The organism is Citrobacter sp. KH_055_1 (genome assembly GCF_057838705.1).
Genome location: NZ_CM174473.1, coordinates 428,531 through 446,158, shown reverse-complemented (window position 1 = coordinate 446,158; position 17,628 = coordinate 428,531). Strand labels below are relative to the sequence as shown.

The following is a 17,628-nucleotide window of genomic DNA, read 5'->3' as shown; positions in this document are numbered from 1 at the left end:
CTCACAAAATCGTTTTGCCGGATGGCGGCGTGAACGCCTTATCCGGCCTACAAGGTATCGCCATCAGGTGGTTAACTACATCATAACGACGTCGAACTGCTCCTGGTTATAGAGCGGTTCAATTTGTACTTTAACCTGCTTACCGACAAAAATTTCCACTTCCGCCAGCGCGTGTGACTCTTCACCTTTCAGGGCTTCCGCCACGGCCGGAGAAGCATAGACCAGGAAACGATCGGAGTCGTAAGCATGATGGACACGCACGATCTCCCGCATAATTTCATAGCATACGGTTTCGACCGTTTTGACCGTACCGCGTCCGTGGCAGGTCGGGCACTCGTTGCATAGCACATGCTCGACGCTTTCACGCGTGCGCTTACGCGTCATCTCCACCAGCCCCAGCTGTGAAAAGCCGTTAATGCTGGTTTTAACGCGATCTTTACTCAGCGCCTGCTCCAGAGAGTGCAGCACCCGGCGGCGGTGATCCTCATTACTCATGTCGATAAAATCGATAATGATAATGCCGCCCAGGTTACGCAGACGCAGCTGACGCGCAATCGCCTGCGTAGCTTCAATATTGGTATTAAAGATGGTGTCATCGAGATTACGATGCCCAACGAACGCACCGGTATTGATATCCACGGTGGTCATGGCTTCGGTTTGATCGATAATCAAATAGCCACCGGATTTCAGCTCAACCTTGCGTTCCAGCGCACGCTGAATTTCATTTTCCACATCAAAGAGGTCGAAAATGGGCTGTCGTCCACTGTAATGTTCCAGCTTGCTGGTCATCTCAGGGATGTATTCTGCTGTAAACTCCAGTAACGCTTCGTAGGTCAGACGGGAGTCCACGCGGATCCTGTCGAGCTGAGCATCAGCAAAATCACGCAACACGCGCTGCGCCAGCGCCAGCTCGCCGTACATTTGGTAACGGGTTTGCGGGCGCTTTTTGCGCTCCATGACTTTGGTCCAGACACGCTTGAGATACGCCGCATCTGAGGCCAGATCGTCCTCGCACACGCCTTCTGCAGCCGTGCGAATAATAAATCCACCCTGCTCATCGCAGTAATCCGCCACCACTTTTTTCAGGCGTTCACGCTCGGTTTCGCTTTCGATACGCTGGGAAACCCCAACGTGCGAAGCACCAGGCATAAAGACCAGGTAACGGGAAGGCAGCGTGATGTCTGTCGTCAGGCGAGCGCCCTTGGTGCCCAGCGGATCTTTGACCACCTGTACCATCAGGTCCTGGCCCTGACGAACCAGTTCGGAGATGTCGCGCACGGTGAACTGCTTCTGTTCTTCACCCGCCACGCATTCGGTGTGCGGCATGATGTCTGAAGCGTGAAGAAAAGCGGCTTTATCCAGCCCAATATCTACAAAAGCCGCCTGCATACCCGGAAGTACACGACTTACACGACCTTTGTAGATATTGCCTACGATTCCGCGTCGCGCCTCACGTTCAATATGAATTTCCTGCAGAATACCGCCATCAATGTACGCCACGCGTGTTTCCGAGGGCGTTACGTTTACCAACAATTCAGCCGTCATGTTTATCCCTTTTTTCACGCAGTGCGTTAAAATTGCTCAGCAACTCATACGTTTCTACCAGCGGTAAGCCGACCACGGCGTGATAGCTGCCATTTATCTTCCTGACAAAACAACCACCCAACCCTTGAATACCGTATGCACCTGCTTTATCCATCGGTTCACCGCTGGCAACATAGCCCGCGATGTCCTCATCTGTTAGTGCTCTGAACGTGACGTCCGTAACCACCAGGCAGTCCAGACTGTGCTGACGATCGGCTAATGCCACCGCCGTCATCACCTGATGTGTTTTGCCTGACAGCTTATGCAGCATTGCGGCCGCATGCGCGGCGTCGTGCGGTTTTTCCAGCACTTCGCCATTCAGGATGACAATGGTATCAGCCCCCAGCACCGGTAAATCTCGCGCAGCCAGCGCAACACCAGCCTGCGCCTTCTCACGCGCCAGGCGAACAACATACTGCTGCGCGCTCTCTTGCGGATGACGCTGTTCCTCAATCCCTGGAACCAGCCGTTCAAAGGTGACGCCAAGTTGGGTCAATAATTCCTGACGGCGTGGGGAACCTGAAGCCAGATACAGAGTATTCATATCAACCTTATTGCACCGCAAACTGCTGGCGGACTTTACGCATCAGTAAAAATAGCCATGGCCAAAGCACACCATTTACTACACTACTCCAGAACACTTCAGGTCTGAAAGAGACGTTGATCACTAAAAACTCGGCCCAGAAAACAATAATGTCCACGACCAGTGATAACAACATAACCACCAGCGCCTGTTGCCAGAGCGCCAGGTTACGGAATAGCTGGAATTTCAGCGCAACCAGGTAGGCAATGATACTCATCGACAAAGCCCGCACGCCAAGTGTGGAGCCGCTAATGAGATCCAGTATGGCACCCACCACAAATCCTGTGCCCACATTTACGCGATGCGGCAGCGCCAGGATCCAATACAACAAGATGAGCAGCACCCAGTTTGGCCGGTAAACAAGAATGTCGTCCGGCCAGGGCATGACTTGCAGTAAAAGTGCGATAAGGAACGAGAGCCAAATAACCCAACGCCCCTGACTACGATAGCTTGCCACTTACTGCCCTCCCGGCTTACGCGGAGAAGGTGCTGGCGGCGTTGTCGTTGCAGGCGTTGGCGTCACGCCAGTCGCTGGTGCAGGAACGGGCGCAGGCGGGCCCATCGCGTCCGGTGCAGGCAGAACCTGCGGCATCATTTGCATCAGACGCTCATTGGCTACGCGATGCACTTCTTCCGGCGTCATCGGATTGGCACCATTACGATCCGCCCCCCACAACAGCAGCAGATAACGCAGACGCTGTAACCCTGCCGTCGGACGCGCCTGAATCACGGTGTAAGCACGCTGAGTGTCCAGTTTAACGGAAGAGACCACGGCAACCGGATAGCCTTCAGGGAAGCGGCCGCCCAGACCGGAGGTTACCAGCACGTCGCCAACGCGAATGTCGGTATTAGCCGGCAGATGCTCGAGTTGCAGATCGTCCGTACAACCGTTACCGGCAGCAATCACGCGGATATCGTTACGCAATACCTGGATTGGCAGCGCATGGGTGGCATCACAAATCAGCAGCACGCGACTGGTCAGTTTCGCCACGGCAACAACCTGGCCCACAACGCCTTTGTCGCTGATGACCGGCTGCCCTTCATAGACACCGTTCACGCTACCCTTGTCGATAACTACCTGATCGCTGTAAGGGTCATTAACCGTTGAGATGACCTGAGTCACCATCTTTTGTTCATCCTGGCGCAGCGGCGATCCCAGCAGCTCGCGCAAGCGCGCGTTCTCCTGTTTATATTGCCCCAGCATCAGCAGTTCACTGTTTTTCAGCAGCAGTTCCTGACGCAGCGCCCGGTTTTCAAGTTCAAGTTGGTCACGCGAGGCCAGCGTTTGCGACACGCCATCGAGTAATTCACGGGGACCATTAGAAATAAAGTAGAAAGGACTGACGGCGGTATCCATGTATGTTCGGATTTGACTAAACATACCCAGGCGGCTGTCGGCAATAATAACGCCGAGCGCCACCAGCACCGCCAGAATAAGGCGAATCTGTAGCGACGGGCCACGGCTAAAAATTGGCTTCATAAGTTTGCGTATTCTCGTATCAGATTCGGCAGGGCAATCGGATGTTAACCCTGCCGGTATCCGATTACTCTTCGCTGAACAGGTCGCCGCCGTGCATATCGATCATTTCCAGCGCCTTGCCGCCGCCGCGCGCCACACAGGTCAGCGGATCTTCAGCAACAACGACTGGAATACCGGTCTCTTCCATTAACAGACGGTCAAGGTTACGCAGCAGTGCACCACCGCCGGTTAACACCATACCGCGCTCGGAGATGTCAGACGCCAGTTCTGGCGGACATTGTTCCAGGGCAACCATGACCGCGCTGACGATACCGGTCAGCGGTTCCTGCAGCGCTTCCAGAATCTCGTTAGAGTTCAGGGTAAAGCCACGTGGAACGCCTTCAGCCAGGTTACGGCCGCGAACTTCGATCTCAAGCACTTCGTCGCCCGGATAAGCCGATCCGATTTCATGTTTGATACGTTCAGCGGTCGCTTCGCCGATCAGGGAACCATAGTTACGACGCACATAATTAATGATGGCTTCATCGAAACGGTCACCACCGATACGTACGGAGGAGGAGTAAACGACGCCGTTCAGGGAGATAACGGCAACTTCAGTGGTACCACCACCGATATCCACAACCATAGAACCGGTTGCTTCGGAAACAGGCAGACCTGCACCGATCGCTGCCGCCATCGGCTCTTCAATCAGGAATACTTCACGCGCACCGGCACCCTGAGCAGACTCACGAATGGCACGACGTTCAACCTGAGTTGCGCCAACCGGAACACACACCAGCACGCGCGGGCTTGGGCGCATAAAGCTATTGCTGTGCACTTGTTTGATAAAGTGCTGAAGCATTTTTTCAGTCACGAAGAAGTCAGCGATAACGCCGTCTTTCATTGGGCGAATTGCAGCAATGTTGCCCGGCGTACGACCCAGCATCTGCTTCGCATCATGACCTACTGCTGCCACGCTTTTCGGCGAACCGGCACGATCCTGTCGAATGGCCACAACAGAAGGCTCATTCAATACGATGCCTTGTCCTTTTACATAAATAAGGGTATTCGCGGTACCCAGGTCAATGGACAGGTCATTGGAAAACATGCCACGAAATTTTTTCAACATACTAAGGGATAATCCTGAAAGCTGGGGCGGAAAACAAAATCCGCTTACTTTACCAACCACACGCAGCAGCGACAAGGCGGAAAAATCATCTGCTACGGTGAAAATTAGTGCAGTTCGTTTCCTTTGTTACAAAACCGGCCTGAGTCCATCAGGGCTGAAAAAATCAGCAGCACTCCTCGCTTTTGTTTGCAACCTGTCAAAGGTCATTCACCTGCATGTTTGCTGTTACATTCTGGCGAGCAGACAAGCACACCCCCAGAAGGCACAACGCGCATTATTCTACGTGAAAACAAATTAAACGGCAGGTTAAACCGAGTATCTTTGCGAATATTTTTTCACGTTTGTGTCAAGTGGCTGTGATGCGGCAAAAAAATCCCCTTGCCCACCCGCGACTCCACGTTCTGTCAGCGTACGCCACTCACTACGCGAACGAACGCCAGTGGCATACACCTGCGTTGGCGTGCCTGAGCAGGCCTCCACCAGGCTCTGAACCAACAGCTGGTTCTCCGTACGTTTATCAATGTTTCTCACCAGACTTGGATGAAGCTTCAAGAGCTCGACATTGAGTTCTTTAATCCAACTGGTACTCACCAGCGTCAACCCCGCCTGCGTCACGGCAATGCGAACACCCAGCGCATCCATCAAACGAATAACGGGCTGTAACCGGCTGATGTGTTGACAAACATCTGCCTCAGCAAGTTCAATAATTATGCGTTTTCGCAGCGATTTTTCGCACTGCATCAAGGTATCACGCAGCCAACGCTGAAAACGCGGTCGAATAAGTGACTCAACCGTCGTCTGGATCGCCAAACTTTCCTGCGGCCAATATCCCAATAACAAGATCAGACGGCTAATCTGCAAACGGTCATATTCTTCCGCCAGGCCAAATTGCAGCACCATCGGCATATATTCCGCCGAGATAACCTCTTCACTGCCATCAAAAATGCGGCACATTAATTCCCGATGGTGTACTCGTCCTTCATGGGTGACCGCGGGTTTCTGATAGAGCCTTGGACCGCCCCGACTGAGCATCTGCTCAATGAGCGTGCGCCAGCGTACATTACCCCGACCTTTTTCCGGCAGCGAGTCATCATAAACTGACCAACTGTTCCCACCCTGTAATACCGAGTTCCGGGTTGCCGCTTCAGCGTGCTCCATCACCTGTTCAGCGGACTGGCCGCTGCGACAGACGCAAATGCCAATATGAATCATATCGGCACGATCAATTTTTTTATTAGTCGGAAGGGCATCGACCGCTTTTAACAACTGCCCAGCGATGCTTTCCGCCTCTTTCAAGGTGCGGTGCGGCAGCAGGATGGCAAAATCGCTACGGTGGTAACGCGCCAACAGCGCCCCAGGATAACGCGCAATAAAGGTCGATAATAAATTGACCAGCGCCGAGATTTGTTCTTCCGCAAGATCCCCCCCCCAGCTGTCGCGCAAAAGCGTAAAGTCCGGCAAACGCACCATCATTACCACGCCGTGGGCGCCCACTTTCTCCTGATCTTCCAGCAGCGTCGCCAGTTGATTGTCAAAAAACAGACGATTGCTGAGCCCGGTTTTTGTATCCTGCGCCACATACGATCGGATAAGCGTATCCAGCCTGCTGCGCTGCTCGCGAGCGCTTTGAATTTCGGTGAGCAGCATATCGAGCGCACTGCTGGTGCGCGCCGGCCATTCATACACGGTTCCCCGCACGTTCGGCCCACGTTCACCGTTAAGGATCCGCGTGGAACGAATCTCCAACAGTTCCTGCCCGGAAAGCTGGCGCTGTAGCCAGCGCACCGACAAAAATAACATCAGGATAATAAAACCAATCGATAGCGTGAGCGGTGCGGTGGTCATCAGCGAATGGAAATAATTGCCCATCGGATCCTGATACACCAGGCGCAGCGACATTCCCGGATGCTTGAGCAAAGGGACAGTGATCTCACGGTACAGATTGTTTGTTCCCGCCGGGCGATAACTGCTGGTGCGGGAATGGCTATAAACCTTGCTTTCCCCCTGCAGCAGCTCAACGCGAACGATATCAACCGACACCATCAGCTCGTCTATTTGCGGCGTTAAGGTGACAAAATCTTTAGAGACCAGGTGCGTGTCGATCGCCGTCGCGACGGCCTGGACACGACTAGTGAACTTATATTGGATCGCATTGTAGAAACTCAGCGAGCAGCCGATCAGCGTCACGAAGATCGTTAACCCTGTGAGCAAAGTCACAAAAGCTGAAAATTTCGTCGTTAATCGCATCCTTGTGTTAACTCCGACAGTTATGAATTAGGCATGAAAATGGAAAAGCGACACGAAAATGCAAAAATGAACGCGAAATCCGTCAATTTACATAAATAGTGTGGGCATACTACCAAATCAGGTATATCTGGCAATTTATTGCGCAGAATCGGCATCATGTTTTGATTAACGAGTATAGTCTTCATCATTCATTTTCCAATCCACTATATGAATTGAGGACAGGTTATGCAGGCTTTGATCTTAGAACAGCAGGACGGTAAAACCCTCGCATCCGTTCAACCCCTCGACGAAAATCAGCTACCGGAAGGCGATGTGACGGTGGATGTTCACTGGTCGAGCCTGAACTATAAAGATGCCCTGGCCATCACCGGCAAGGGAAAAATTATCCGTAATTTTCCGATGATTCCTGGTATCGATTTCGCCGGTACCGTTCGCCACAGTGAAGATCCCCGTTTTCACGCTGGTCAGGAGGTGTTGCTGACCGGTTGGGGCGTGGGCGAAAACCATTGGGGCGGACTGTCCGAACGGGCTCGTGTAAAAGGTGACTGGCTGGTTGCGCTACCAAATGGACTGAGTAGCCGCAACGCGATGATCATCGGCACTGCCGGTTTTACCGCCATGCTGTGTGTGATGGCGCTTGAAGATGCCGGTATTCGCCCGCAAGACGGTGAGATTGTTGTCACCGGTGCCAGCGGCGGCGTGGGTAGCACTGCCGTTGCGTTACTGCACAAGCTGGGGTATCAGGTTGCAGCAGTATCGGGTCGCGAAAGCACGCACGACTATCTGCGTAGTCTGGGCGCCAACCGAATCCTCGGTCGTGATGAATTTGCTGAAACTCGCCCGCTGGAAAAACAGCTGTGGGCTGGCGCCATTGATACCGTTGGCGACAAAGTACTGGCAAAAGTCCTCGCACAGATGAACTATGGTGGCTGCGTTGCTGCCTGTGGTCTGGCAGGTGGTTTTGCACTGCCCACCACGGTGATGCCATTCATTTTGCGCAATGTGCGCCTACAAGGTGTTGATTCCGTTATGACGCCAGCCGCGCGCCGTGCTCAGGCCTGGCAACGTCTGGTCACTGACCTGCCGGAATCTTTCTACGCTCAGGCCGCAACTGAAATTACGCTCGCCGACGCGCCGAAGCTTGCTGACGCCATCATTAATAATCAGGTGCAGGGCCGCACGCTGGTGAAAATCGCCTAATCTGCAATTTTTCGTGATAAATTCGCGATAAGCCTTTGCCTCCGTCATGCTTAGCAAAACGCATGACGGAGGATGATATGAAATCCAAAAAACTGACGGAAACCGACGTAACGGCAGAATCTGTTTTTATGCTGCAACGTCGCCAGGTATTGAAAGCGCTGGGTATCAGTGCGACAGCCCTTTCCCTATCTCCCAACGCCCAGGCCGATCTGCTAAGTTGGTTTAAAGGTAATGACCGACCACCCGCACCCGCCGGAAAACCGCTTGATTTCACGAAACCTGCCGCCTGGCAAAATACATTACCGTTAACGCCGGAAGATAAAGTCACCGGCTACAACAACTTCTATGAGTTCGGTCTCGATAAAGCAGACCCGGCGGCCAACGCGGGCAGTTTAAAAACCAATCCGTGGACGCTGAAAATTAGTGGCGAAGTGGCAAAGCCATTAACCCTCGATCACGATGCGTTGACCACCCGCTTCCCGCTGGAGGAACGCATTTATCGCATGCGCTGTGTAGAAGCCTGGTCCATGGTCGTGCCGTGGATTGGCTTTCCTTTACATAAGCTGCTGGCACTGGTTGAACCCACCAGCAATGCGAAATATGTGGCGTTCGAAACGCTCTACGCACCGGATGATATGCCGGGGCAGAAAGATCGCTTTATTGGCGGAGGGCTGAAATACCCCTACGTTGAAGGTTTACGCCTTGATGAAGCCATGCACCCGCTCACTCTGCTCACCGTGGGCGTTTATGGCAAAGCGCTTCCCCCGCAGAATGGCGCCCCTATTCGATTAACCGTACCGTGGAAATACGGTTTTAAAGGAATTAAGTCGATAGTCAGCATTAAGCTGACGCGCGATCGCCCGCCGACCACCTGGAATATGGCGGCGCCTAATGAATATGGGTTTTATGCCAATGTTAACCCCGGCGTCGATCACCCCCGCTGGTCACAAGCCACAGAACGTTTTATTGGCGCAGGCGGTATCCTCGACGTACAGCGTCAACCTACGCTGCTGTTTAACGGCTATGCCGATGAGGTCGCTTCGCTGTATCACGGCCTTAACTTGAGGGAGAATTTTTAAGTGCGTCTGACGGCAAAACACATCACCTGGCTGAAAGTTTGCCTGCATCTTGCCGGCTTTTTACCTTTTGTCTGGCTCTTTTGGGCCATTAATAATGGCGTCTTAAGCGCCGATCCGGTCAAGGACATTCAACACTTTACCGGTAGGACGGCTCTGAAATTCTTGTTGGCAACCTTGCTGGTCTCGCCGCTGGCGCGCTACGCTAAGCAGCCACTCTTAATACGCACTCGCCGCCTGTTAGGACTCTGGTGTTTTGCCTGGGCCACCTTGCATTTAACCAGTTATGCGCTGCTGGAGCTGGGCATTAACAACCTGAGTCTGTTGGGTCGAGAGCTAACGACACGGCCTTATCTGATGCTGGGAATTATCAGTTGGACTCTGTTATTTGCCCTCACACTCACCTCCACCCAGGCTGCGCAGCGGAAACTGGGAAAACGCTGGCAACTTTTACACAACTTCGTCTATCTTGTGGCGATCCTGGCCCCCGTGCATTACCTGTGGTCGGTGAAGATTTTATCCCCGCAACCAATCATTTATGCCGCGCTCGCCGTCGTGCTTTTAGCCTGCCGTTATAAGAAGTTCCGCCAGTGGTGGCGGTAGTTTCGGGATATGTGCAGTGCGTTGCAAAACACAGACGAACCCACGTTCTTTACATGCAGGCGGTTGATTATCTTCCCTGATAAGACCAGTATTTAGCTGCCAATTGCTACGAAATGGTTATAATGTGCGACCTTGCTTTCCCTGGAGGCGTTTTTACAGCGCGGAAAGGGTGACAATCGGGTATTGAAGGTATATTTTGTCTTTTACCCGAAAATGGCAGAAGATAGCCACACAATGACTGGTAAGTTTTGATATCTCGTTTAATGGCTGCAGCACGCAGTGCAACGCCAGAGAGGGGTGACATCTTGTCACCAACAGTTATTCAAATGCTATACAGACGGCGATAAAACGCCTGTCACAATTTCACTAAACAAAGAGTACGGAACCCACTCATGGATATTCGTAAGATTAAAAAACTGATCGAGCTGGTTGAAGAATCAGGCATCTCCGAACTGGAAATTTCTGAAGGCGAAGAGTCTGTACGCATCAGCCGCGCAGCGCCAAATGCAGGTTTCCCGATGATGCAACAGGCTTATGCTGCACCAATGATGCAACAACCTGCTCTGTCTAACGCTGTTGCGCAAACTGCAGCGCCAAGCATGGAAGCCCCTGCTGCAGCGGAAATCAGTGGTCACATCGTACGTTCCCCGATGGTTGGTACTTTCTACCGCACCCCGGGCCCTGACGCTAAACCGTTTATCGAAGTGGGCCAGAAAGTGAATGCGGGCGATACCCTTTGCATCGTTGAAGCCATGAAAATGATGAACCAGATCGAAGCCGATAAATCCGGCGTGGTAAAAGCGATTCTGGTAGAAAGTGGTCAACCGGTAGAATTTGACGAGCCGCTGGTCGTCATCGAGTAACGAGGCGAACATGTTGGATAAAATCGTTATCGCCAACCGTGGCGAGATTGCCCTGCGTATTCTTCGTGCCTGTAAAGAACTGGGCATCAAGACCGTCGCTGTACACTCAAGCGCGGATCGCGATCTAAAACACGTATTACTGGCAGATGAAACGGTCTGTATTGGCCCGGCTCCGTCTGTTAAAAGCTATCTGAATATCCCGGCAATCATCAGCGCCGCTGAAATCACTGGCGCGGTCGCTATTCACCCGGGTTACGGCTTCCTGTCTGAAAACGCCAACTTTGCTGAGCAGGTAGAACGCTCTGGCTTTATCTTCATCGGCCCGAAAGCCGACACCATCCGCCTGATGGGCGACAAAGTGTCTGCAATTACTGCCATGAAGAAAGCAGGTGTACCGACCGTTCCAGGTTCTGACGGCCCACTGGGCGACGATATGGACGCAAACCGCGCCCATGCCAAGCGCATCGGCTATCCGGTCATCATCAAAGCCTCCGGCGGTGGCGGCGGTCGCGGTATGCGTGTTGTACGCGGCGATGCTGAACTGGCTCAATCCATTTCCATGACCAAAGCTGAAGCGAAAGCCGCTTTCAACAATGACATGGTTTACATGGAAAAATACCTGGAGAACCCACGCCACATCGAAATTCAGGTGTTGGCTGACGGTCAGGGTAACGCAATCTATCTGGCAGAACGTGACTGCTCCATGCAGCGCCGTCACCAGAAAGTGGTCGAAGAAGCACCAGCACCGGGCATTACCCCGGAACTGCGTCGTTACATCGGCGAACGTTGCTCCAAAGCCTGTGTGGATATCGGCTACCGTGGAGCGGGTACTTTCGAGTTCCTGTTCGAAAACGGCGAGTTCTATTTCATTGAAATGAACACCCGTATCCAGGTAGAGCATCCAGTTACCGAAATGATCACCGGCGTTGATCTGATCAAAGAGCAGCTGCGTATCGCTGCGGGTCAGCCGCTGTCCATTACGCAGGATGAAGTTGTGGTTAAAGGCCATGCGGTAGAATGCCGTATCAACGCCGAAGACCCGAACACCTTCCTGCCAAGCCCGGGTAAAATCACGCGTTTCCACGCGCCGGGTGGTTTTGGTGTACGCTGGGAGTCTCATATTTACGCGGGTTACACCGTACCGCCTTACTATGACTCCATGATCGGCAAACTTATTTGTTATGGCGAAAACCGTGACGTGGCGATTGCCCGCATGAAAAACGCCTTGCAGGAACTGATCATCGACGGGATCAAAACCAACGTCGATCTGCAGATCCGCATCATGAATGACGAGCACTTCCAGCGTGGTGGTTCCAATATCCACTACCTGGAGAAGAAACTCGGACTTCAGGAAAAGTAAGTACGCATTAACTGCAAAGGCCGGATCCTCCGGCCTTTTGTTTTTCTCCCCTCCGGCACGTCCCATAAGGTACAATCCCCGCTTTCTTTATCCACAAGGGACAAAAAATGGACGCTCGTTTTGTTCAGGCCCATAAAGAGGCGCGCTGGGCGCTGTGGCTGACCCTTTTCTATCTTGCCACATGGTTAGTAGCCGCTTACTTACCAGACTCCACGCTGGGCTTTACTGGCTTACCACACTGGTTCGAAATGGCCTGCTTGCTAACCCCGCTGGTTTTCATTGTTCTGTGTTGGGCGATGGTGAAATTTATCTATCGCGATATTCCTCTGGAGGATGACGATGCAGCTTGAAGTGATTTTGCCGCTTGTCGCCTATCTGGTAGTGGTGTTTGGTCTCTCTGTGTACGCGATGAGAAAGAGAACAACCGGCACGTTCCTGAATGAATATTTCCTCGGCAGCCGCTCAATGGGCGGGGTCGTTTTAGCCATGACGCTGACCGCGACGTACATCAGCGCAAGCTCATTTATTGGTGGCCCGGGGGCCGCGTATAAATACGGGCTGGGATGGGTGCTGTTGGCGATGATACAACTGCCGGCCGTCTGGTTGTCGCTGGGTATTCTTGGCAAGAAATTTGCGATTCTGGCGCGACGCTACAACGCCGTCACCCTTAACGATATGCTGTTTGCCCGCTATCAGAGCCGTTTGCTGGTCTGGCTGGCGAGCCTCAGCCTGTTGGTAGCTTTCGTTGGCGCGATGACAGTGCAATTCATCGGCGGCGCACGTTTGCTGGAAACCGCTGCGGGTATTCCATACGAAACAGGTCTGCTGATCTTTGGTATCAGTATTGCGTTATACACCGCATTCGGTGGATTTCGTGCCAGCGTGCTCAATGACACCATGCAGGGTATGGTGATGCTAGTTGGGACCATTGTTCTGCTTGTGGGTGTGGTCCACGCAGCGGGCGGCCTCAGCAACGCGGTGGAGACGCTGCAAACGATCGATCCGAAACTGGTGACCCCACAAGGCGCTGATGACATTCTGTCCCCAACCTTTATGACTTCGTTCTGGGTTCTGGTGTGCTTTGGCGTGATTGGCCTGCCGCATACCGCCGTGCGCTGTATCTCTTATAAGGACAGTAAAGCGGTCCATCGTGGGATGATTATCGGCACTATTGTGGTGGCGATCCTGATGTTTGGTATGCACCTGGCGGGTGCATTAGGACGCGCGGTGCTCCCTGACCTGACGGTACCGGATCTGGTTATCCCCACCTTGATGGTAAAAGTCCTACCACCGATTGCTGCGGGGATCTTCCTTGCCGCACCGATGGCGGCGATCATGTCGACGATCAACGCCCAATTGCTGCAAAGTTCCGCTACGATCATTAAAGATCTCTACCTGAATCTGCGCCCGGAACAGCTGAAAAATGAAACCCGCCTGAAGCGCATGTCGGCGGTGATCACCCTGTTATTGGGGGCGTTGTTGTTGCTGGCCGCGTGGAAACCACCAGAGATGATCATCTGGCTCAACCTGCTGGCGTTTGGCGGGCTGGAAGCGGTATTCCTGTGGCCGCTGGTGCTGGGCCTGTACTGGGAGCGAGCGAACGCAGCGGGCGCACTGAGCGCCATGATTGTCGGCGGTGTGCTGTATGCCATACTCGCTACCTTTAACATTCAGTACCTGGGCTTCCATCCAATTGTGCCCTCGTTGCTGCTAAGTTTGCTGGCTTTCCTGGTCGGAAACCGTTTTGGTTCTGCCGCCCCGCAAGCCGCCATATTGACTACTGATAAATAAAGAGTTTTGCCATGCCATGGATCCAACTGAAACTGAACACCACCGGTGCTAATGCAGAAGAGTTGAGCGATGCGCTGATGGAAGCGGGTGCCGTTTCTATCACCTTCCAGGACACGCATGATACGCCGGTGTTTGAACCACTGCCGGGCGAAACCCGTCTTTGGGGTGACACCGATGTAACGGGTCTGTTCGATGCAGAAACCGACATGAAAGAAGTGGTTGCCCTTCTGGAACAGCATCCGCTGCTCGGTGCGGGGTTTGTGCATAAAATTGAACAACTGGAAGATAAAGACTGGGAGCGCGAATGGATGGATAACTTCCACCCAATGCGCTTTGGCGAACGTCTGTGGATTTGCCCAAGCTGGCGCGATGTGCCGGATGAGAACGCCGTCAACGTGATGCTGGATCCAGGTCTGGCGTTTGGTACCGGCACCCACCCAACCACCTCTTTGTGTCTGCAATGGCTGGATGGCCTCGACCTGAACGGAAAGACGGTAATCGACTTTGGTTGCGGTTCCGGCATTCTGGCTATTGCAGCGCTCAAATTGGGTGCAGCAAAAGCCATTGGTGTAGACATCGATCCGCAAGCCATTCAGGCAAGCCGCGATAATGCACAGCGTAATGGCGTTTCTGACCGCCTGGAACTGTACCTGCCACAGGATCAGCCAGAAGCCATGAAAGCCGACGTGGTGGTTGCCAACATCCTTGCTGGCCCATTGCGTGAACTGGCACCGTTAATCAGCGTGTTGCCAGTTGAGGGCGGCTTACTGGGCCTTTCCGGTATTCTTGCCAGCCAAGCGGACAGCGTCTGCGAAGCCTACGCCGATCTCTTTACGCTCGATCCGGTGATCGAGAAAGAAGAGTGGTGCCGCATTACTGGCAGGAAAAAATAAACTCCCCTCGTGGCCTCTTCGCAGGCCACGTCTTTCCCGTTTTTTGTACATCCCGCACAACGTCCCTGCGCTAGAATATTTGTTTAACTCATTGAAGTTAAAAACAAATAAACACTAACCATTCACTATACCGATGGACCGGCCACGCTCATCAACAACCGGCCAGAACAACCGCTCAATGGCCGCGTGATCGTGGAGTAATCCTCAGAACCCGCTCAGAAGGCGTCTGCGAAGACTACGCCGATCTCTTTACACTCTATCTGGTGCTCGAAAAAGAAGAGTGGTGCCGCATTACCGGTCAAAAAAAATCTTTACGGCGTGGTTCTCTGGCTGCGCCATTTTCAGACAATACACCAGCCAGTAATCCCCCACCCCAACGCTAAAATACTCAACATAGTCATTTGATTTTATTTGTTTTTAAACACAGACATTTACCGGGTGAATATATGTATCTAATCCGTGTTAGAACAACGCTGCTGCTGGCATGCATCATGTCCTTTTCAGTGCAGGCATCGTCATGGGGATATAGCATCGGAGATACCTCCCCTGAACATTGGGGGGAAATCAACAACGAGTATAAAAGTTGCCAGACCGGGGTAAATCAATCCCCTATCAATATTCAGCCCAGCGATACCAGCAAACTTGGGCTCCCTATACTCACCATGCAGTACACCGATAGCCCAGTAAGGTTCCAGAGCATCAATCATACGCTTCAGGCGACGATGAACAGCTATACCCCTGATACCCTCAACATTGACAATCAGCTTTACTATTTAAAGCAATTGGATTTTCACGCACCGAGTGAACACACCATCGAGGGGAAAAACTACGCGATGGAGCTCCAGCTGCTCCACAAAAATCAGCAAGGTGATACCGTTATTGTGGCTGTCATGTTTGATGTTGACGAACCGAATCAAGCCATTCAAAACTTGTGGGAATCCTTTCCAACCATGGAAGGTAGCAACATGCCCATCTTCTCACCGGTCAACATCAACCAACTTTTGCCCGACAATAAAGCCTACTGGCGCTACAGTGGCTCATTGACGATTCCGCCATGTAGTGAAAACGTTATCTGGATTGTCCTGAAAACGCCAATGTCCCTCTCAACCGAACAGCTTGAAAATTTCAGGTACATCGTAGGACATATGAACAACCGTCCACTGCAACCACTGAATGGTCGCGAGGTTGAGGACAGCCAATCAGGCAACACCGAGATCCTGTACTAAAATGAGGTGACGATCACACAATGCCCCGATAATTTGCTGATTAATTCAGCAGATTATCTTGCCAGTATCTCCAGGCGATGAAGAAAAAATGAGAAGTTACGCAAAATTATATGCGTATATAAAACAGACACACTTTTATAATCCAATGATTTATATAATTAATTATTTTCATCCGTTCACATTTACGGCAATTCATTGATCCACCTCAGTGGATTGGTCAAAGTTTGGCCTTTCATCTCGTGCAAAAAATGCGTAATATACGCCGCCTTGCAGTCACAGTATGGTCATTTCTTAACTCATGCGTATCGGACAATATCAGCTCAGAAATCGCCTGATCGCAGCACCTATGGCTGGCATCACTGACAGACCATTCAGGACGCTGTGCTATGAGATGGGAGCAGGATTGACGGTATCCGAGATGATGTCTTCTAACCCGCAGGTTTGGGAAAGTGATAAGTCTCGTTTACGGATGGTGCACGTTGATGAACCAGGAATTCGCACGGTGCAAATTGCCGGTAGCGACCCTGTTGAAATGGCCGATGCCGCACGTATTAACGTGGAAAGCGGCGCCCAAATTATTGATATCAATATGGGGTGTCCGGCTAAAAAAGTGAATCGCAAGCTTGCAGGTTCAGCCCTCTTGCAGTACCCGGATTTAGTGAAATCGATACTAACCGAGGTCATCAATGCAGTGGACGTTCCTGTCACTCTCAAGATTCGCACCGGCTGGGCTCCGGAACACCGTAACTGCGTAGAGATTGCCCAACTGGCTGAAGACTGTGGCATTCAGGCTCTGACCATTCATGGACGCACCCGCGCCTGTTTGTTCAATGGAGATGCTGAGTACGACAGTATTCGGGCAGTTAAGCAGAAAGTTTCCATTCCGATTATCGCGAATGGCGACATTACTGACCCGCATAAAGCCAGAGCTGTGTTCGACTATACGGGGGCTGATGCCCTGATGATAGGCCGTGCAGCTCAGGGAAGACCCTGGATCTTTCGGGAAATCCAGCATTATCTGGACACTGGGGAGCTGCTACCCCCCCTGCCTCTGGCAGAGGTGAAGCGCTTGCTTTGTGCGCACGTTCGGGAACTGCACGACTTTTATGGTCAGGCAAAAGGGTACCGAATTGCGCGTAAACACGTATCCTGGTATCTCCAGGAACACGCTCCAAATGACCAGTTTCGGCGCACATTCAACGCCATTGAAGATTCCAGCGAACAGCTGGCGGCGTTGGAGGCATACTTCGAAAATTTTGCGTAAACAGAAATAAAGAGCTGACAGAACTATGTTCGAACAACGCGTAAATTCTGACGTACTGACCGTTTCTACCGTTAACTCTCAGGATCAGGTAACTCAAAAACCCCTGCGTGACTCGGTTAAACAGGCACTGAAGAACTATTTTGCTCAACTGAATGGTCAGGATGTTAATGATCTCTATGAGCTGGTACTGGCTGAAGTAGAACAGCCCCTGTTGGACATGGTGATGCAATACACCCGCGGTAACCAGACCCGTGCTGCCCTGATGATGGGCATCAACCGTGGTACGCTGCGTAAAAAACTGAAAAAATACGGCATGAACTGATACTAATCAGTTAAATGTTTGTTTTAAA

At 52.2% G+C, this 17,628-nt stretch carries 18 protein-coding genes and 1 pseudogene; 13 read left to right on the top strand and 6 right to left on the bottom strand.

The features are described from left to right. Positions 1-75 precede the first annotated feature (75 nt). The 5 genes from rng to mreB form a co-directional block, all read right to left on the bottom strand. Entirely contained in the window at positions 76-1,545 is a 1,470-nt protein-coding gene (rng, locus tag AC3ITF_RS02255; RefSeq protein ID WP_096755470.1) for a ribonuclease G, read from the bottom strand. Further along, positions 1,535-2,128: a Maf family protein gene (locus AC3ITF_RS02250; protein ID WP_115257357.1), complete on the bottom strand. Its 594-nt coding sequence runs from the start codon at positions 2,126-2,128 to the stop codon at positions 1,535-1,537. The genes rng and AC3ITF_RS02250 overlap by 11 nt, the downstream gene beginning before the upstream one ends. Before the next feature lie 7 nt (positions 2,129-2,135). Next, entirely contained in the window at positions 2,136-2,624 is a 489-nt protein-coding gene (mreD, locus tag AC3ITF_RS02245) for a rod shape-determining protein MreD (protein WP_103928680.1), read from the bottom strand. Further along, positions 2,625-3,647, bottom strand: a complete 1,023-nt coding sequence (mreC, locus tag AC3ITF_RS02240; RefSeq protein WP_096755467.1) for a rod shape-determining protein MreC — start codon at positions 3,645-3,647, stop codon at positions 2,625-2,627. Between the two features lie 64 nt (positions 3,648-3,711). Then, entirely contained in the window at positions 3,712-4,755 is a 1,044-nt protein-coding gene (gene mreB / locus AC3ITF_RS02235; protein WP_034498906.1) for a rod shape-determining protein MreB, read from the bottom strand. Here mreB and AC3ITF_RS02230 point away from each other — a divergent pair. Further along, positions 4,733-5,053, top strand: a complete 321-nt coding sequence (locus tag AC3ITF_RS02230; RefSeq protein ID WP_153880057.1) for a hypothetical protein — start codon at positions 4,733-4,735, stop codon at positions 5,051-5,053. The two genes, mreB and AC3ITF_RS02230, sit on opposite strands and share 23 nt — an antisense overlap. An 8-nt stretch (positions 5,054-5,061) precedes the next feature. On the opposite strand, the gene csrD is transcribed toward AC3ITF_RS02230, so the two are convergent. After that, positions 5,062-7,002 (bottom strand): RNase E specificity factor CsrD, encoded by a 1,941-nt coding sequence (gene csrD, locus AC3ITF_RS02225; RefSeq protein WP_115257356.1) that lies wholly within the window; start codon positions 7,000-7,002, stop codon positions 5,062-5,064. Positions 7,003-7,227: 225 nt separating this feature from the next. Between csrD and acuI the strand changes: the two genes are divergently transcribed. From acuI to fis, 12 genes and pseudogenes are all read left to right on the top strand, one after another. After that, a complete protein-coding gene (gene acuI, locus AC3ITF_RS02220) occupies positions 7,228-8,202 on the top strand; it encodes an acrylyl-CoA reductase (NADPH) (RefSeq protein ID WP_117342754.1) in 975 nt (324 codons plus the stop codon). Between the two features lie 77 nt (positions 8,203-8,279). Then, complete coding sequence (gene msrP, locus AC3ITF_RS02215) at positions 8,280-9,281, top strand: protein-methionine-sulfoxide reductase catalytic subunit MsrP (protein WP_181596176.1); 1,002 nt, start codon at positions 8,280-8,282, stop codon at positions 9,279-9,281. Further along, positions 9,282-9,881 (top strand): protein-methionine-sulfoxide reductase heme-binding subunit MsrQ, encoded by a 600-nt coding sequence (gene msrQ, locus AC3ITF_RS02210; protein WP_489176101.1) that lies wholly within the window; start codon positions 9,282-9,284, stop codon positions 9,879-9,881. A 392-nt stretch (positions 9,882-10,273) separates the two neighbouring features. Further along, positions 10,274-10,744, top strand: coding sequence for an acetyl-CoA carboxylase biotin carboxyl carrier protein (accB, locus tag AC3ITF_RS02205; protein ID WP_135324123.1), 471 nt, complete (start codon positions 10,274-10,276; stop codon positions 10,742-10,744). A gap of 10 nt (positions 10,745-10,754) precedes the next feature. Then, positions 10,755-12,104 (top strand): acetyl-CoA carboxylase biotin carboxylase subunit, encoded by a 1,350-nt coding sequence (accC, locus tag AC3ITF_RS02200; protein ID WP_096755461.1) that lies wholly within the window; start codon positions 10,755-10,757, stop codon positions 12,102-12,104. Between the two features lie 107 nt (positions 12,105-12,211). Then, a complete protein-coding gene (locus tag AC3ITF_RS02195; RefSeq protein WP_096755460.1) occupies positions 12,212-12,454 on the top strand; it encodes a YhdT family protein in 243 nt (80 codons plus the stop codon). Next, positions 12,444-13,895 carry a sodium/pantothenate symporter gene (panF, locus tag AC3ITF_RS02190; RefSeq protein ID WP_115257352.1) on the top strand — a complete coding sequence of 484 codons (1,452 nt, stop codon included), beginning with the start codon at positions 12,444-12,446 and terminating at the stop codon, positions 13,893-13,895. Before AC3ITF_RS02195 ends, panF begins: the two co-directional genes overlap by 11 nt. 11 nt (positions 13,896-13,906) lie before the next feature. Then, entirely contained in the window at positions 13,907-14,788 is an 882-nt protein-coding gene (gene prmA / locus AC3ITF_RS02185; RefSeq protein WP_096755458.1) for a 50S ribosomal protein L11 methyltransferase, read from the top strand. Between the two features lie 200 nt (positions 14,789-14,988). Further along, positions 14,989-15,096: pseudogene (gene prmA / locus AC3ITF_RS02180) on the top strand (50S ribosomal protein L11 methyltransferase); the annotation flags it as partial. A 138-nt stretch (positions 15,097-15,234) separates the two neighbouring features. Next, complete coding sequence (locus tag AC3ITF_RS02175) at positions 15,235-16,014, top strand: carbonic anhydrase (RefSeq protein ID WP_279271513.1); 780 nt, start codon at positions 15,235-15,237, stop codon at positions 16,012-16,014. A gap of 298 nt (positions 16,015-16,312) precedes the next feature. After that, positions 16,313-17,278, top strand: coding sequence for a tRNA dihydrouridine synthase DusB (dusB, locus tag AC3ITF_RS02170; protein WP_489176100.1), 966 nt, complete (start codon positions 16,313-16,315; stop codon positions 17,276-17,278). Positions 17,279-17,303: 25 nt separating this feature from the next. After that, positions 17,304-17,600, top strand: a complete 297-nt coding sequence (fis, locus tag AC3ITF_RS02165) for a DNA-binding transcriptional regulator Fis (protein WP_000462905.1) — start codon at positions 17,304-17,306, stop codon at positions 17,598-17,600. Positions 17,601-17,628: the final 28 nt, after the last annotated feature.

Coding starts and splice junctions, on each gene's coding strand:
- AC3ITF_RS02250 (WP_115257357.1), bottom strand. CDS start 2,128: ATGAATACTCTGTATCTGGCTTCAGGTTCCCCACGCCGTCAGGAATTA.
- accC (WP_096755461.1), top strand. CDS start 10,755: ATGTTGGATAAAATCGTTATCGCCAACCGTGGCGAGATTGCCCTGCGT.
- fis (WP_000462905.1), top strand. CDS start 17,304: ATGTTCGAACAACGCGTAAATTCTGACGTACTGACCGTTTCTACCGTT.
- accB (WP_135324123.1), top strand. CDS start 10,274: ATGGATATTCGTAAGATTAAAAAACTGATCGAGCTGGTTGAAGAATCA.
- mreC (WP_096755467.1), bottom strand. CDS start 3,647: ATGAAGCCAATTTTTAGCCGTGGCCCGTCGCTACAGATTCGCCTTATT.
- dusB (WP_489176100.1), top strand. CDS start 16,313: ATGCGTATCGGACAATATCAGCTCAGAAATCGCCTGATCGCAGCACCT.
- AC3ITF_RS02175 (WP_279271513.1), top strand. CDS start 15,235: ATGTATCTAATCCGTGTTAGAACAACGCTGCTGCTGGCATGCATCATG.
- msrP (WP_181596176.1), top strand. CDS start 8,280: ATGAAATCCAAAAAACTGACGGAAACCGACGTAACGGCAGAATCTGTT.
- acuI (WP_117342754.1), top strand. CDS start 7,228: ATGCAGGCTTTGATCTTAGAACAGCAGGACGGTAAAACCCTCGCATCC.
- AC3ITF_RS02195 (WP_096755460.1), top strand. CDS start 12,212: ATGGACGCTCGTTTTGTTCAGGCCCATAAAGAGGCGCGCTGGGCGCTG.
- prmA (WP_096755458.1), top strand. CDS start 13,907: ATGCCATGGATCCAACTGAAACTGAACACCACCGGTGCTAATGCAGAA.
- mreB (WP_034498906.1), bottom strand. CDS start 4,755: ATGTTGAAAAAATTTCGTGGCATGTTTTCCAATGACCTGTCCATTGAC.
- AC3ITF_RS02230 (WP_153880057.1), top strand. CDS start 4,733: ATGCCACGAAATTTTTTCAACATACTAAGGGATAATCCTGAAAGCTGG.
- panF (WP_115257352.1), top strand. CDS start 12,444: ATGCAGCTTGAAGTGATTTTGCCGCTTGTCGCCTATCTGGTAGTGGTG.
- csrD (WP_115257356.1), bottom strand. CDS start 7,002: ATGCGATTAACGACGAAATTTTCAGCTTTTGTGACTTTGCTCACAGGG.
- rng (WP_096755470.1), bottom strand. CDS start 1,545: ATGACGGCTGAATTGTTGGTAAACGTAACGCCCTCGGAAACACGCGTG.